This window comes from Actinomycetes bacterium, from assembly GCA_035489715.1.
GTDB lineage: Bacteria > Actinomycetota > Actinomycetes > JACCUZ01 > JACCUZ01 > DATHAP01.
This window is the reverse complement of sequence record DATHAP010000226.1, coordinates 1-13,727: the sequence shown is the minus strand read 5'-3', so window position 1 is coordinate 13,727 and position 13,727 is coordinate 1. Positions and strand designations below refer to the sequence as shown.

The following is a 13,727-nucleotide window of genomic DNA, read 5'->3' as shown; positions in this document are numbered from 1 at the left end:
GGTCGCCAGATAGCCCTCGTTGAAGACCAGGAAGAGCACGCCGAGCACGCCGGACACCCGGCTCGGGAGGTCTGCCGCGGTCGGCACCCGGTAGGGGATGCGGGTCGCCTTGATCTTGGCCTTGGCGCGGGTGATGCGCTGACCCATCGCGGGCTCCTGCACGAGAAAGGCCCGGGCGATCTCGGGCACGCTCAGGCCGGCGACCATGCGTAGCGTCAGGGCCACCCGGTTCTCCATCGCGAGCGCCGGGTGGCAGCAGGTGAAGACCAGCCGGAGCCGGTCGTCCTCGATGACACCGAGCGGCTGCGGCGGCTCGGGCGGACCGTCGCCGTACAGCACTTGGGCCTCCCTGTGCTTGCCGTCCCGTTTGCTCTCGCGCCGGATCCGGTCGATGGCGGTGCGGACTGCGGTGGTGGTCAGCCAGGCGCCCGGGTTGGGCGGGACCCCGTCGGCCGGCCACCGGGCGACCGCGGTCGCGAACGCTTCGGCGGCCGCCTCCTCGGCGAGGTCGAGGTCTCCGAAGCGCCTGGTCAGGCCGGCGACCACCCGGGCCCACTCCTCGCGGTGGGCCCGGGTGATGGCCGTCGAGACGTCGGTCGCGGTCACTCGCTCAGGAACGGCCGCACTTCGACCTTGCGGTTGCACGCCCTGGACCCCGCGGTGGCGAGCTCGAGCGCCACGTCGAGGTGGGGCGCCTCGACGACCCAGAAGCCGGCGAGGTACTCCTTCGACTCCACGAACGGCCCGTCGGTGACCACCGCTGCCCCGTTGCGGTTGTCGATGACGGTGGCCGTGGCGGGCCCCCCGAGGCCCCCGGCGAAGACCCAGTGCCCCTCGGCCCTGAGCCGGTCGTTGAACACGTCGATGGCCGCCATCTCGTCGGAGTCGGCGGAGTCGGTGGTGTCGTCGATCACGGAAAGCAGGTACTGCATCTCGGTTCATCTCCTGAGGTCTGGGGTGCCCGTCATGGGCGGCCGCTCATCCCTCCTACGAACGCCTCGGCGCCGATCCGACACACGAGTCTTCCACCACTCCCGGCCCGGACCTCAGACCGCCAGGTAGAAGGTGAGCAGGTCAGAGGCGACGGGTGGGAAGAGCGCGGCCATCAGCTCGCGCTGGCCGCCCAGGTGGCAGTCCGGCTCCCGCTCCTCCAGCCCGAGGGCGCCGTACGGTCCGAGGAGCAGGCCGGGGACGGTCTCGGGAGCCAGCCCCGACCCGCCCTTGCTCACCGGCGCCTGCTCGCGGCCACCGCGCTGCAGGCCGGTGACGCCGCTGGCTCCGACCGTGAAGCGCAGGTGCCCGGTGTAGGTGGAGAGCAGGACCTGGTGCTCGCGGTCGGCGTCCAGCCCGGAGCCCCTCAGCCGCTCGCCCAGCAGCGGCCCGAGGTGCTCGAGCAACGCCGCCAGGTCAGGGACCCTGGCGTAGAACCACTGGGCGAGGTCGCCCTCGTCGAGGTACGGCGCGACCGCGTCGTGGGCGCGCCCGTGTCCCCGCGGCTGCACCTGAAGCGGACGTCCGGCGACCTGCGCGACCTCCGCCGTGCGCGCCAGGACGGCGAGCGCGCCGGCCGGGTCGCTGGCCGCCAGCTCGCCGACGACGCCCTCCTCGGGCAGCACGCGCCCGACAGCGGTCACGACGCCGTCGCGCTCGGCCACCCACTGCTCGCTGCCGGAGCGGGCGACCAGCCACCGCCAGCAGCCGTCCGAGTGCGGCATCCGCAGGTCCGCCGAGCGCTGCTCGTCGCCGTGGAGCCCCGCCATGACGGGGATGTCGGCCGTCCTCGCGCGCCGGACGCTGACGTCGCCCGGTGCCTCGACCCGTCCGGTCAGCGCGTGCACCCGCGGGATCGGCATCGCGTAGGCGTAACCGAACCGCCGGTAGAAGTTCGGGATCCCGATCATGACCTGGGCCAGATGGCCCCTCGCCCGCGATCGGTCGTGGCACCACTGCATCAGGGCCCGCGCGAGGCCGCGCCCCTCGTGGGTGGCCGCCGTGGCCACGAGCTCGACCTGGCCGGCGGGCACGGCGTGGCCGCAGAGGTCGAGCTGCTCGTCCAGCAGGGAGGCGGTGGCCACCACACGGTCCGTGTCGAGGACGACGGCGGTGCCCGGCAGCCCGGCGTCCGGGTCGTCGAGGACGAGGCGCAGGTCCTCGCCGTCGGCCGGCTCCCCGCGCTCCGCCAGCAGCTCCGCGGTCTGGTCGATCTCGTCCGCGCGGACGGTCCGCAAGGTCAGGCCCTCGGGCAGTGCCCGGACCTCCGACGCCGTCACCGCTGCCTCATCTCCCACCCCTGCGAGGAGCGGTCAGCGTATCCAGGCACCTCGCCGCGTCGGCACCCTGATTTTCTCCGCAGGCCGGTGGGCGCCCCGGCCGGTCGGTCAGGCACCCTGACCTGCGTGGGCGACGAGTCGGCACTGGTGGGGGGCATGGACCCGTCCGCCGGTGTGGTCCGGGTCGGCGACACGGTGCGGCGGCCGGCCAGGCGCTCCTCCTCCGCGGCCCGGGCCCTGCTCCTGCACCTCGAGGCGGTCGGCTTCGAGGGGGCGCCGCGGTTCCTCGGCGTCGACGAGGCCGGCCGCGACGTCCTCACCTTCGTCGAGGGCGACGTACCGCTGCCGCCCTACCCGTCGTGGGCGCTCACCGACGAGGCGCTGGACAGCCTCGGCGGGCTGCTCCGACGCTTCCACGACGCCACGGCCACCTTCGACCAGACGTCGGTCACCGGCTGGTCCGACGAGTGGTCCGACCCCGAGGGCGGCCCGGTCGTCTGCCACAACGACCTCTTCCCGGAGAACGTCGTCCTCCGGGACGGGCGGGTGGTCGCCTTCATCGACTTCGCGGAGGCGGCGCCCGGCCGACGGCTGTGGGACCTCGCCATCGCGTGCGAGGAGTGGGCACCCCTCCATGCCCCCGGCGCGCGGTTGCACCATCCCGACCGGCTGGACGGCGTACGCCGTGCCGGTCTGCTGGCCCGCGCGTACGGCCTCGGACCGGAGCGGGCTGCGGAGCTGGTCGACGTCATCGGTCAGGAACGCGCCCGGGAGCTCGCCTACGTCCGGGCTCAGGCGGCCGCCGGGCGCGAGCCGTGGGCCAGCCATTGGGCGCAGACCCACGGCGAGGACCGGGCCGCAGCCGACGACGCCTGGCTGAGCGACAACCGGGCCGCGCTGGTCCGGGCGGTCAGCGGGCGGTGATAGGGGGGTCGTCCGGGGTGTCGTCCTCGGGATCGACCGGACGCGGCGCGGGAGGCGGCGACTGGCGGCCGAGGCCGCGCAGGAAGTCCGGGTCGTCGTCCGGCGCCACCGGCCGGCCGCGCGTCGGGCCCCCGGCTGCCCGGGCCTGCGGGTCGGGCAGGAACGACCGTCCGCCGCGCTTGCCGGCGAGCAGCCAGGCGATCGGACCGATCACCCAGAACACGACGATCAGGCCGACCCACGCGAGCTTCGGCAGGCCCTGGATCTCGTCGTCCTTGGTCTGGACCAGGTCGACGAGGGCGTAGATCGCCAGCGCAAGCGGCAGCAGGTAGAGCAGGACCTTCAGCATGAAAGCGGCATCCTCCATCGCCAGGGTACGTCGCGGCCAGCCGCTCGCGCGGGCGGCCCGACAGACGGGGGGGTCAGCGGCGCCGGCCGCCGAGCCGACGGCGCCGGGGCGAGCCGGCCGGGTGGTTGCGACGGTGGTCGTCGGCCGCACGCTGCAGCTCACGGATGTGGGCGCGGGCCAGGTCGAGCGTGAACACGGTTCCTTCTTTCTTAGGCCTTGTGGACCACTTACCTTTGATTCTATGGTGTCAACTCCCCATCGGCTAACTTTCTTCCCTCTGAAGGGTTCCGAGCCATGGACGACATCGACCGGGCCCTGGTCCAGGCTCTCCGGCAGGACGCCCGGTCCTCCTGGGCCGAGCTGGGCCGCTCGGTCGGCCTCTCCGGGCCGAGCGTCACCGAGCGGGTGGCCCGGCTCGAGCGCGACGGCGTGGTCCTCGGCTACCACGCCGTGGTCGACCCGGTCGCGCTCGGCCGCTCGGTTGCCGCCCTCGTCGGCGTGCACCTGTCGGACACCTCCGACCAGGACGTCGTCACCCGCGCGCTGGAGAAGGTCGAGGAGATCGAGGACTGCTGGTTCGTCGCGGGCGACGAGAGCTTCCTGATCAAGGTGCGGGTGGCCGACGTCCCCGCCCTGGAGAGCACGCTGTCGCGGCTGCGCGCCATCCGCGGCGTGGCCCGCACCCGCACGACCGTCGTGCTGTCCACCAAGTGGGAAGGCCGGGTCGCGGAGGACCCCGCGCTGTCCTGACCCTCAGCGGCGCGACGTGGTGGCGCACGAGGTGGTGGCGCGCGACGTGGTGGCGCGCGACGTGGTGGCGCGCAGCGCCCGCCGCACGACGGCGAGCGCGCGGTCCAGCTCGGCGAGCTCCTCGGGGTGGGCGTCCTCGAGGACCCCGGCCAGCCGCTCGATGCGGGCCCGCCGCCCGGCCTCCAGCAGCCGGCGCCCGGCCGAGGTGGCCGACACCCGGCTCTGCCGCCGGTCCTCCGCGACCTCGTCACGGCGGACCAGCCCGGCCTGCTCGAGTGCCCTGACGGTGCGGGTGATGGCCGGTCGGCTCACCTGCTCGGCGCGGGCGAGCGACGACATCGTGGCCGGTCCGCCGAAGACGAGCACCGAGAGCAGTGACAGCCGCTCGGCGCTCAGTCCCGTCTCCCGGTCGACCGTCCGGGCGCTGCGCAGGACGTGGATCGCTGTGCTGTTCAAGGCGTTCGCGACCCGGTGCCTGCTGTTGCGCGGGACTCCAGCGGGGAGCGGGGGCAGGTCCGGGCTCATGCCGAACAGTTAACAGCATGAATCACTTGACAGTTCAGCACCTGAAGTATTCCATGTTCGGTGTCGACCGGCGGGAGGACTTGCGATGACCAGTGAGATCCAGGGCATCGGGCAGCTGCACGTGAGCGTCAACGACCTCGACGAGTCGGTCCGGTTCTACCGCGACGTGCTCGGGCTGAGGCACCTGTTCACCGTGCCAGGGCAGCCGATGGCGTTCTTCGACGCCGGCGGCGTGCGGCTCTACCTCGGCGTGCCGGAGGACGAGCGGTTCCGCTCCCGGCCGGTCGTCTACTACCGGGTGGCGGACGTCGACGCGTCCCTGGCGGAGGTCACGGGTCGCGGCGCTCGGCGGATCTCGGGGGCGCACCTGGTCAACCGCGACGGGGACACCGAGCTGTGGATGGCCTTCGTCGCCGACCCGGACGACACACCCGTCGGACTCATGGAGGAGCGTCGAGTTCCTGCCTGACACCGCAGCGTTCCTGCCGAGTCGGTCCGAGAGGGCGGACGATCTGGCGGACGACGGAATGGAACCGGTGCCGAGCCGCATTGGCACCTAGGTGTCCGCGAGCCCTGCCACCGCCGTCCCTGACGCCGGGCCGATCTCCCTGCCGCGCCGCAACGGCGTGCGCGGCCGGTGCGTGCCGGTCTGGGTGAGCCTCACCGCTCTGGCGCTCGGCGGCTTCGGCATCGGCACCACGGAGTTCGCGAGCATGGGTCTGCTGCCCGACGTCGCCGACGACCTCGGCGTCTCCGTCCCGACGGCCGGCCACGCCATCTCCGCCTACGCGCTCGGCGTGGTCATCGGCGCGCCGCTGTTCGCCGTGCTCGCCGCCCGGCTGCCGCGCAAGGGGCTGCTGCTCTTCCTCGCCGTCGCGATCGGGGTGGGCAACCTCCTGTCCGCCCTGGCGCCGACCTTCTCGATGTTCGTCGGCGCCCGCTTCCTCAGCGGCCTGCCGCACGGGGCCTACTTCGGCTTCGCCGCCGTCGTCGCCGCCGCTCTGGTGCCGCCCGGCCGCCGGGCCCGCGCCGTCGCGTCGACCATGACCGGGCTGACGGTCGCGAACATCGTGGGCGTCCCGTTGACGACCCTGCTGGGGCAGGCCCTGGGCTGGCGCTCGGCGTACGTCGTCGTGGTGGTCATCGCCGCCGTCACCGTGCTGGCCGTGGAGGTGTCGGTCCCCCGGGTCGGCGCCGACGGCGCGAGCCCGCGACGCGAGCTCAGCGCGCTGCGTCGGCCGCTGGTCTGGCTGACGCTGCTCATCGGCGCGGTCGGCTTCGGCGGCTTCTTCGCGGTCTACAGCTACATCGCCGTGACGCTCACCGAGGTCAGCGGCTACACCGACGCGCAGGTGCCGATCGTGCTGGCGCTCCTCGGCGTCGGGATGACGATCGGCACGGTCGCCGGCGGCCACCTCGCCGACCGGTCGGTGCTGCGGACCCTCGTGATCGGTCCGGTGCTGACCGTGGGCACCCTCCTGCTCTTCACGGTCACCGCGCACGGCGCCGTGACGGCGGCGGCGACCGCGACCGCCCTCGGCGTCGTCATGTCGATGTCGCTGCCCGCGATCACCGCCCGGCTGCTCGACGTCTCCGGTGACGGCAAGGCGCTGGCGGTCACGCTCAACCACTCGGCGCTGAACCTGGCCAACGCCCTCGGCGCCTGGCTCGGGGGCGTCGTCATCGCGGCCGGCTGGGGCTACACGTCGCCCGCCGTGGTCGGCGCTGGACTGGCGGTCGTCGGCCTGGTGGTGCTCGGCACGTCGGTCCTGGTGGAGCGCCGCGCCGGCCCCTCGCTCGTGCAACCGGCCGACCTGCTCGCCGCCTGAGCCGGTCCGGTGTCCCCGCGCGGTGGCCGGGCAAGGTGGAGAGGTGCAGGTGCTGCTGATCGCTGACACCCACGTGCCGCGCCGGGCCCGCACCCTGCCCGACGAGGTCTGGCGGCTCGTCGACACGGTCGACGTGGTGGTCCACGCCGGTGACTGGGTCGACGCGTCGCTCGTCGACGAGGTCCAAGCGAGGGCGGGGTGGCTGGTCGGCGTCCACGGCAACAACGACGGGGCAGAGATCCGGGCCCGGCTGCCCGAGGTGGCCCGCGTCGACCTCGACGGACTCCGGCTCGGCGTCGTGCACGAGACGGGGCAGGCGACCGGCCGGGAGAGGCGCTGCGACACTGCCCACCCCGGGCTCGACGTCCTGGTCTTCGGGCACAGCCACATCCCCTGGGACACCGTGACCCCGAGTGGGATGCGCCTGCTCAACCCCGGGTCGCCGACCGACCGCCGGCGTCAGCCGCACCACACCTACCTCACCGCCAGCGTGCGCGAGGGCTCCCTGACCGACCTGACCCTGCACCAGCTCTGACGACCGCCATCGCCGGTGTCAACGATGCGTGCGAGCGTGGGCGTGTGGACCAGTCAGCGGGCGCGGTGTCGGTGTTCTCCGTCGAGCACGGCGATGGACTGCCGGTCCTGGTGCTGCACGGGGCGGGGGTCGACCACCGCGAGGTGATGGCCTGCCTCGAGCCGGTCTTCGAGGGCCTGCCGGGGTACCGGCGGATCTACCCCGACCTGCCAGGGATGGGACTGACGCCTGCTCCGGAGACGGTCCGGGGTGCGGACGACGTCCTCGACGTCCTCCTCGCCTTCGTCGACGAGGTCGTCAGTGACCAGCAGCTGCTCGTGGTCGGGCACTCGGCGGGTGGCTACTACGCGCAGGCGGTCGCCCTGCGTCGCGCGGAGCAGGTCGTCGGTCTCGCTCTGCTCTGCCCCCTGCTGCCCGGCATCCGCGACGTGCCGGGGCCGGGCGTCGGCTTCGGTTCTGCCGGCCTCGGTGACGACGACTTCCGCGACTACTTCGTCGTGCGGACGCCCGAGACCGTCGAGCGGTACGACACGTACGTCGCGCCGGCCGGACTGCTCGCCGACCAGTCCGCGCTGCAGCGGATCGGTGAGCGCTGGGAGCTGACCGCCCGACCCGAGGACGCGGAGCCCTACCGGCACCCGACCCTCGTGGTGACCGGGCGTCAGGACTCGGCCGTCGGCTACGCGGGAGCGTGGGACCTCCTCGAGCACTACCCGCGCGCCACCTTCGCCGTGCTCGACCGGGCCGGCCATGCGCTGCCCCATGAGCAGCCCGGGCTGCTGCGCGCCATGGTCACCGAGTGGCTCGACCGGGTCCACGAGCAGTTGGCAGCGGTCAGCCGAGGCTGAGGCCGACGCCGAGCAGGACGCCGTACCCGAGCAGCGTCAGCCCGGTCGCCTTGAGCACCGGGACCAGGTACCGACCGGAAGCGCCGCGGCCGACGGCGAGGACCGGCGGCACCGCGAGCAGCGCCGCGAACAGGGCGAGCAGCGCCCACGGCTCGTAGGCCGCGACCTGCGGCAGCACGACGAACGGCAGCGCCATCAGGCCGGCGTAGAGCAGTCGGGTCCGGCGGTCGCCGAGCCGCACGGCAAGGGTCCGCTTTCCGACGCCCTCGTCCTTCGGCCGGTCCCGCAGGTTGTTGGCCACCAGCAGCGCGCAGGCCAGCGACCCGCAGCCGATGCCGGCCAGCACCGACACCACCGTGACCTCGAGCGCCTGGACGTACGTCGTCCCGACCGTCGCGACCAGGCCGAAGAAGACGAAGACGGAGACCTCGCCGAGCCCGCGGTAGCCGTAGGGCGACCGGCCGCCGGTGTAGAACCAGGCGGCCAGCAGGCACGCGGCACCGGCAGCCACCAGCCACCACGACGACAGCGCCGCGAGCACCAGCCCGGCCAGCCCGGCCACCGCGAAGGCGGCCAGCGCCGCCGCCTTCACCACCGACGGAGGCGCCACCCCGGACCCGACGAGTCGCAACGGCCCGACCCGGTCGGCGTCCGTGCCGCGCATGCCGTCGCTGTAGTCGTTGGCGTAGTTCACCCCGACCTGCAGGGCCAGCGCGACCAGCAGCGCGAGCAGGGCCGGCCCGAGCCGGAAACCGTCCGCCGCCGCGGCCGCGCCGGTCCCGGCCGCGACCGGCGCCACCGCGGCCGGCAGCGTCCTCGGCCGGGCCCCCTCGACCCACTGTGCCGCGGTCGCCATCGGTCTCCCTGGTCTGGCTCGGTGCCGGATCGGTGCCGGTTAGGTGCCGGTTCGGTGCCGGTTCGGTGCCCTGACTCGACTCGGTGCCCGGGCTCAGTGCCGGGCGGCGACGAGGCTACGCACCGCGTTCTTGTCGAGCTTGCCCGAGGGCAGCAGCGGCAGCACGCCGAGCACCACCAGCTCGCGGGGGAAGGCGGCCGGGGCGAGCCTCTCGGCGGCGTACGTCCGCAGCTCCTCGAGCGTCGGCGCCGCGGACGCGACGGTGGCCTGCACCACGGCGACCACGCGCTGTCCCCACTCGTCGTCGGGCACGCCGACCACGGCGACCGCCGCGACGCCCGGGTGGTCGCCGATGACCTGCTCGACCAGGCCGGTCGGCACGTTCTCGCCGCCCGAGATGACGACGTCGTCGGCCCGGCTGAGGATCTCCAGCCGACCGTCGTCGGCGAGGCGCCCGATGTCCTGGGTCACGTGCCGGCCGTCGACGAGCGCCGCCGCGGTGAGGTCGGGCCGCAGCCGGTAGCCGGCGAAGACCGTCGGCCCGCCGAGCTCGATCCGCCCGTCGTCGCGCAGCCGCACCTCGACGCCGTCCAGCGGCCGGCCGTCGTAGACGCAGCCGCCGCACGTCTCCGACATCCCGTACGTCGTCACCACCCGCACCCCCGCAGCGACCGCACGGTCGTGCAGGCCCCGGCTGAGCGCGGCGCCGCCGACGAGCACCGCGTCGTACGTCGTCAACGACCCGACCGCCTCGTGTCCGGCCTGGAGCAGCCGCCGCAGCTGGGTCGGCACGAGCGACGCGTAGTGCCGCGCCCCGCCGTCAAGCCGCCCGGTCGACGCGACGAAGGCCGCCACGTCGAAGCCGCCGTAGAGGTCGAGCACCTCGGGGCGGGTGCGCGCGACCAGTGACCGCACCAGCACGGTCAGCCCCGCGACGTGGGTGACCGGCAGGGCGAGCAGCCACTGGCCGTCGCCGCCCAGCCGCTGGTGCGTCGCCCGTGCGGAGTGCCGCAGCGCGTCGGCGGTGAGCATCGCGCCCTTGGGCTCGCCGGTCGACCCGGACGTCGGAACGACCAGCGCAACGTCGTCGCGCTCGAGCGGCTGGGTCAGGTCCATCGCCGCGAGCACCTCGCCGCGGGACCCTCCGGTCGGCAGCGGCAGCAGCGCGGGACCGGCGCCGTCCAGGACGGCCGCCAGCGCGGGCAGCAGCGAGGTGAGCACCGCGTCGCCGGTCGGGGCGGTGACGCCGTGCAGTGCGCGGGTCAGCGCCCGCCGTCCACGGTGGTGTCGCCGTCGGGCAGGTCGCCGTCGAGCATCTCGTTGCCGAGTGCCTTGGCCATCTGCGTCGACATGACCTGGTAGCCCAAGGACCGGTAGAGCGACTCGGCCCGGGAGTTCCAGCCGAAGACGTTGAGGCCGAGCCGGTCGTGGCCGGACTCCCGCACCACCTGCTCGGCCGCCAGCATGATGGCCCGGCCGAGCCCCTCCCCGCGGTGCTCCTCGTCGACCTCGATGTCGTAGACGTAGAGACCCGGCCCGCCCATCGGCGGCGGCCCCAGCCACAGCCAGCCCACGTCCACGCCGGCGTGCACCGCACGGAAGATCCACTGGCCGGTCTCGGCGACGGCCTCGAGGCTGGGCGGAAAGGACTCCTCCGCGGTGCGCAGCGCCGTGCGCCGGTCGACGCCCCGGGCACGCACGACCTCGTCGGCGTAGGCCGGGATCGACCGCTCGCGGTAGGCCGCGAACTCCTCGCGACCGAGGGTCCGCAGCTCGACGCCGGAGTCGTAGGTCACGAGGTCAGTAGTACCAGGGGTAGGCCGACCAGTCCGGGTCGCGCTTCTCGAGGAACGAGTCGCGGCCCTCGACGGCCTCGTCGGTCATGTAGGCCAGCCGGGTCGCCTCACCGGCGAAGACCTGCTGACCCATCAGCCCGTCGTCCACCAGGTTGAAGGCGAACTTCAGCATCCGCTGCGCGGTCGGGCTCTTGCCGTTGACCTCCGCAGCGACCTCGAGCGCCGTCGCCTCGACGTCGTCGTGACCGGCCACCAGGTTGACGGCTCCCATCCGCTGCATGGTCTCCGCGTCGTACGTCCGGCCGAGGAAGAAGATCTCGCGCGCGACCTTCTGGCCGACCATCCGCGCGAGGTAGGCCGACCCGTAGCCCGCGTCGAAGGAGCCCACGTCGGCGTCGGTCTGCTTGAAGCGCGCGTGCTCATGGCAGGCGATCGTCAGGTCGCACACGACGTGCAGCGAGTGCCCTCCGCCGGCCGCCCACCCGTCGACGACCGCGACGACAACCTTGGGCATCGTGCGGATCAGCCGCTGCACCTCGAGGATGTGCAGCCGGCCGCCCTCGGCCTTGACCCGCGCCGAGTCGGCCGGCGTCATGCTGTCCGCGGTGTCCCCCTCGGCGTACTGGTAGCCGCTGCGGCCGCGGATCCGCTGGTCGCCGCCGGAGCAGAAGGCCCAGCCGCCGTCCTTGGGCGACGGGCCGTTGCCGGTCAGCAGCACGCAGCCGACATCCGGGCTGCGGCGCGCGTGGTCGAGCACCCGCCACAGCTCGTCGACGGTGTGCGGCCGGAAGGCGTTGCGCACCTCCGGCCGGTCGAACGCGACCCGCACCGTGCCCCGACCGGGACCGTCCACCACCGCTCGGTGGTAGGTGATGTCGGTGAGGTCGAAGCCGGGGACCTGCTCCCAGGCGGCGGGGTCGAACGGCACGTCGGCGAGGATAGGCGCATGGCGGACGTGCGGGTCTGGTCGATCCCGATGCGTACCCGCTTCCGCGGCATCGACCGGCGGCACGGCGTCCTGCTGCGCGGAGCCGCCGGTTGGGGCGAGTGGTCGCCCTTCGAGAACTACTCCGACGCCGAGTGCGTGCCCTGGCTGCTGGCCGCCCGCGCGGCTGCGGACGGGTCGTGGCCGGCGGCGGTGCGGGACCGGGTGCCGGTCAACGTCACGGTGCCGGCGGTCGGGCCGGAGCAGGCGGCCGAGGTCGTGCGCGCCTCCGCCGGCTGCCGCACCGCCAAGGTCAAGGTCGCCGAGCCCGGCCAGCCGGAGAGCGCCGACGTCGAGCGGGTGGCCGCCGTCCGTGACGCGCTGGGACCGGCCGGTCGCATCCGCGTCGACGTCAACGGCCTCTGGGGCGTCGAAACCGCCGTGCGTCGCACCCGCGAGCTCGACCGGGCGGCCGGCGGGCTGGAGTACGTCGAGCAGCCCTGCGCGACGGTGGAGGAGCTCGCGGCCGTACGCCGTCAGGTCGACGTGCCGGTCGCCGCCGACGAGTCGATCCGCCGGGCCGAGGACCCGCTCCGGGTGGCCCGGCTGGGGGCCGCCGACGTCGCGGTGCTCAAGGTGCAGCCGATCGGCGGGGTGGCCGCCTGCCTGCGGATCGCCGAGGACATCGGGCTGCCTGTGGTGGTGTCGTCGGCGCTCGAGTCGTCGGTGGGCATCGCCGCGGGGCTGGCGCTGGCGGCTGCGCTGCCGGAGCTGCCCTACGCGTGCGGGCTGGCCACGCTGGCGCTGCTGGACGGCGACGTGACCTCTGCGCCGCTGACGGTCGTCGACGGCATGCTGCCCGTCGTGCGACCGGAGCCCGACCTGCTCGACGCGGTGACCGCCGACGACCGGACGGCCGCCCGGTGGACCGACCGGCTCCGCCGGGTCGAGGCCCTGGCCGCCGAGGGTGGCTCGTCGTGAACCCGTCGACAGCGCTGGCCACGGTCCTCGTCGACGAGCTGGTCCGGGCCGGGGTGCGCGAGGCGGTGCTGTCGCCGGGCTCGCGCAGCGCGCCGCTGTCCTTCGCGCTGCACGACGCCGACCGGGCCGGCCGGCTGCGGCTGCACGTCCGCATCGACGAGCGGACCGCCGGCTTCCTGGCGCTTGGGCTGGCCAAGGCGAGTGGGCTCCCGGTGCCGGTCGTGACCACCTCGGGGACGGCCGCCGTCAACCTGCACCCGGCCGTCGTCGAGGCCGACTACTCGCGGGTGCCGCTCGTCGTCCTCACCGCCGACCGGCCCGAGGAGCTGCGCGGCGTCGGGGCCAACCAGACCATCGACCAGGTCCGGCTCTACGGGGCGTCGGTGCGCTTCTTCTACGACCTGTCGGTCGACACCGACGCCGGTCCCGGCCGCTGGCGCACCCTGGTCGACCGGGCTCTCGGTCACGGGGTCGACGGGCCGGTGCACCTCAACGTCGCCTTCCGCGAGCCGCTGGTCCCCTCCGACGACGCGGCCGACGACGCGGCCGACGCCAGCAGCAAGGACGCCCTCGACGCCCTCGACGCTCTCGACGCCCGGCCCGAGATCGGCCGGGTGGTCACCGGCGGCCGGCGCTCGTGGGGCTACCTGCCCCTCGCCGCCGGCGGCCGGACCGTCGTCGTGGCGGGCGACCAGGCCATGGCCGACGCGCGCGGGCTGGCCGAGGCGGGCGGCTGGCCGCTGCTGGCAGAGCCGAGCTCCGGGCACCGCGGCGGGCCGAACGCGGTCGGCACCTACCGGCTGCTGCTCGACTCCCTCGCCGACGACATCGAGCGGGTGGTCGTCGCGGGCCGGCCGACACTGTCGCGTCCGATCACCAGACTGCTCGCCCGCGACGACGTCGACGTCTTCCGGCTGCGCGACGACCCGACGACACCGTCGGTCACCGGCACCCCGGCCGGCGACTGGCTGGAGCGATGGCGGTCGGCCGATGCCGCCGCGTCCGCGGCCGTCGACCGGGTGCTCGCCGACCAGCCGCTGTCCGGCCCGGCTGTCGCCCGAGCGGTCGCGGCAGCCGTCCCCCCGGACGGGCTGCTCGTCGCCGGCTCCTCGAGCTCGGTCCGGGACCTCGACCTCGCC

18 protein-coding genes are annotated in these 13,727 nt (G+C 74.2%); 8 read left to right on the top strand and 10 right to left on the bottom strand.

Translation table 11 applies throughout. From position 1 onward, the window contains the following. From VK640_17785 to VK640_17775, 3 genes are all read right to left on the bottom strand, one after another. Positions 1-606, bottom strand: a 606-nt coding sequence (locus VK640_17785; GenBank protein HTE75031.1) for a sigma factor, incomplete at its 3' end; no start/stop codon positions are given. Next, positions 603-932 (bottom strand): YciI family protein, encoded by a 330-nt coding sequence (locus tag VK640_17780; GenBank protein HTE75030.1) that lies wholly within the window; start codon positions 930-932, stop codon positions 603-605. The genes VK640_17785 and VK640_17780, both read right to left, overlap by 4 nt. A gap of 114 nt (positions 933-1,046) precedes the next feature. After that, entirely contained in the window at positions 1,047-2,270 is a 1,224-nt protein-coding gene (locus VK640_17775; protein ID HTE75029.1) for a GNAT family N-acetyltransferase, read from the bottom strand. 126 nt (positions 2,271-2,396) lie between these two features. Here VK640_17775 and VK640_17770 point away from each other — a divergent pair, with 126 nt between their 5' ends. Next, positions 2,397-3,194 carry a phosphotransferase gene (locus VK640_17770; protein ID HTE75028.1) on the top strand — a complete coding sequence of 266 codons (798 nt, stop codon included), beginning with the start codon at positions 2,397-2,399 and terminating at the stop codon, positions 3,192-3,194. Here VK640_17770 and VK640_17765 read toward each other — a convergent pair. Then, positions 3,181-3,561: a PLD nuclease N-terminal domain-containing protein gene (locus VK640_17765; GenBank protein ID HTE75027.1), complete on the bottom strand. Its 381-nt coding sequence runs from the start codon at positions 3,559-3,561 to the stop codon at positions 3,181-3,183. The two genes, VK640_17770 and VK640_17765, sit on opposite strands and share 14 nt — an antisense overlap. 55 nt (positions 3,562-3,616) lie before the next feature. Continuing rightward, entirely contained in the window at positions 3,617-3,739 is a 123-nt protein-coding gene (locus VK640_17760; GenBank protein ID HTE75026.1) for a hypothetical protein, read from the bottom strand. A 98-nt stretch (positions 3,740-3,837) separates the two neighbouring features. Between VK640_17760 and VK640_17755 the strand changes: the two genes are divergently transcribed. Further along, a complete protein-coding gene (locus VK640_17755; GenBank protein ID HTE75025.1) occupies positions 3,838-4,293 on the top strand; it encodes an Lrp/AsnC family transcriptional regulator in 456 nt (151 codons plus the stop codon). 3 nt (positions 4,294-4,296) lie between these two features. Here the strand turns inward: VK640_17755 and VK640_17750 are convergent, their stop codons facing one another. After that, positions 4,297-4,818, bottom strand: a complete 522-nt coding sequence (locus VK640_17750; GenBank protein ID HTE75024.1) for a MarR family transcriptional regulator — start codon at positions 4,816-4,818, stop codon at positions 4,297-4,299. Between the two features lie 85 nt (positions 4,819-4,903). Here VK640_17750 and VK640_17745 point away from each other — a divergent pair, with 85 nt between their 5' ends. The 4 genes from VK640_17745 (at position 4,904) to VK640_17730 (ending at position 8,030) form a co-directional block, all read left to right on the top strand. Then, positions 4,904-5,287 carry a VOC family protein gene (locus tag VK640_17745; GenBank protein ID HTE75023.1) on the top strand — a complete coding sequence of 128 codons (384 nt, stop codon included), beginning with the start codon at positions 4,904-4,906 and terminating at the stop codon, positions 5,285-5,287. A 91-nt stretch (positions 5,288-5,378) separates the two neighbouring features. Continuing rightward, positions 5,379-6,647 carry an MFS transporter gene (locus VK640_17740; protein HTE75022.1) on the top strand — a complete coding sequence of 423 codons (1,269 nt, stop codon included), beginning with the start codon at positions 5,379-5,381 and terminating at the stop codon, positions 6,645-6,647. 43 nt (positions 6,648-6,690) lie between these two features. Next, positions 6,691-7,182, top strand: a complete 492-nt coding sequence (locus VK640_17735) for a metallophosphoesterase (GenBank protein HTE75021.1) — start codon at positions 6,691-6,693, stop codon at positions 7,180-7,182. A 44-nt stretch (positions 7,183-7,226) separates the two neighbouring features. Next, positions 7,227-8,030: an alpha/beta hydrolase gene (locus VK640_17730; GenBank protein HTE75020.1), complete on the top strand. Its 804-nt coding sequence runs from the start codon at positions 7,227-7,229 to the stop codon at positions 8,028-8,030. Here VK640_17730 and VK640_17725 read toward each other — a convergent pair. From VK640_17725 to VK640_17710, 4 genes are all read right to left on the bottom strand, one after another. Then, positions 8,017-8,886 carry a 1,4-dihydroxy-2-naphthoate polyprenyltransferase gene (locus VK640_17725; protein ID HTE75019.1) on the bottom strand — a complete coding sequence of 290 codons (870 nt, stop codon included), beginning with the start codon at positions 8,884-8,886 and terminating at the stop codon, positions 8,017-8,019. The genes VK640_17730 and VK640_17725 overlap by 14 nt on opposite strands. Before the next feature lie 93 nt (positions 8,887-8,979). Continuing rightward, on the bottom strand, positions 8,980-10,107 hold the full coding sequence (gene menE / locus VK640_17720) for an o-succinylbenzoate--CoA ligase (GenBank protein ID HTE75018.1): 1,128 nt from the start codon (positions 10,105-10,107) through the stop codon (positions 8,980-8,982). 41 nt (positions 10,108-10,148) lie between these two features. Then, positions 10,149-10,682, bottom strand: coding sequence for a GNAT family N-acetyltransferase (locus tag VK640_17715; protein HTE75017.1), 534 nt, complete (start codon positions 10,680-10,682; stop codon positions 10,149-10,151). Positions 10,683-10,686: 4 nt separating this feature from the next. Further along, positions 10,687-11,610 carry a 1,4-dihydroxy-2-naphthoyl-CoA synthase gene (locus tag VK640_17710; protein HTE75016.1) on the bottom strand — a complete coding sequence of 308 codons (924 nt, stop codon included), beginning with the start codon at positions 11,608-11,610 and terminating at the stop codon, positions 10,687-10,689. Positions 11,611-11,628: 18 nt separating this feature from the next. Here VK640_17710 and VK640_17705 point away from each other — a divergent pair, with 18 nt between their 5' ends. Both VK640_17705 and menD read left to right on the top strand, forming a co-directional pair. Further along, a complete protein-coding gene (locus tag VK640_17705; GenBank protein ID HTE75015.1) occupies positions 11,629-12,588 on the top strand; it encodes an o-succinylbenzoate synthase in 960 nt (319 codons plus the stop codon). Beyond that, positions 12,585-13,727 (top strand): 2-succinyl-5-enolpyruvyl-6-hydroxy-3-cyclohexene-1-carboxylic-acid synthase (menD, locus tag VK640_17700; GenBank protein ID HTE75014.1); only part of this gene is annotated, 1,143 nt, incomplete at its 3' end. The genes VK640_17705 and menD, both read left to right, overlap by 4 nt.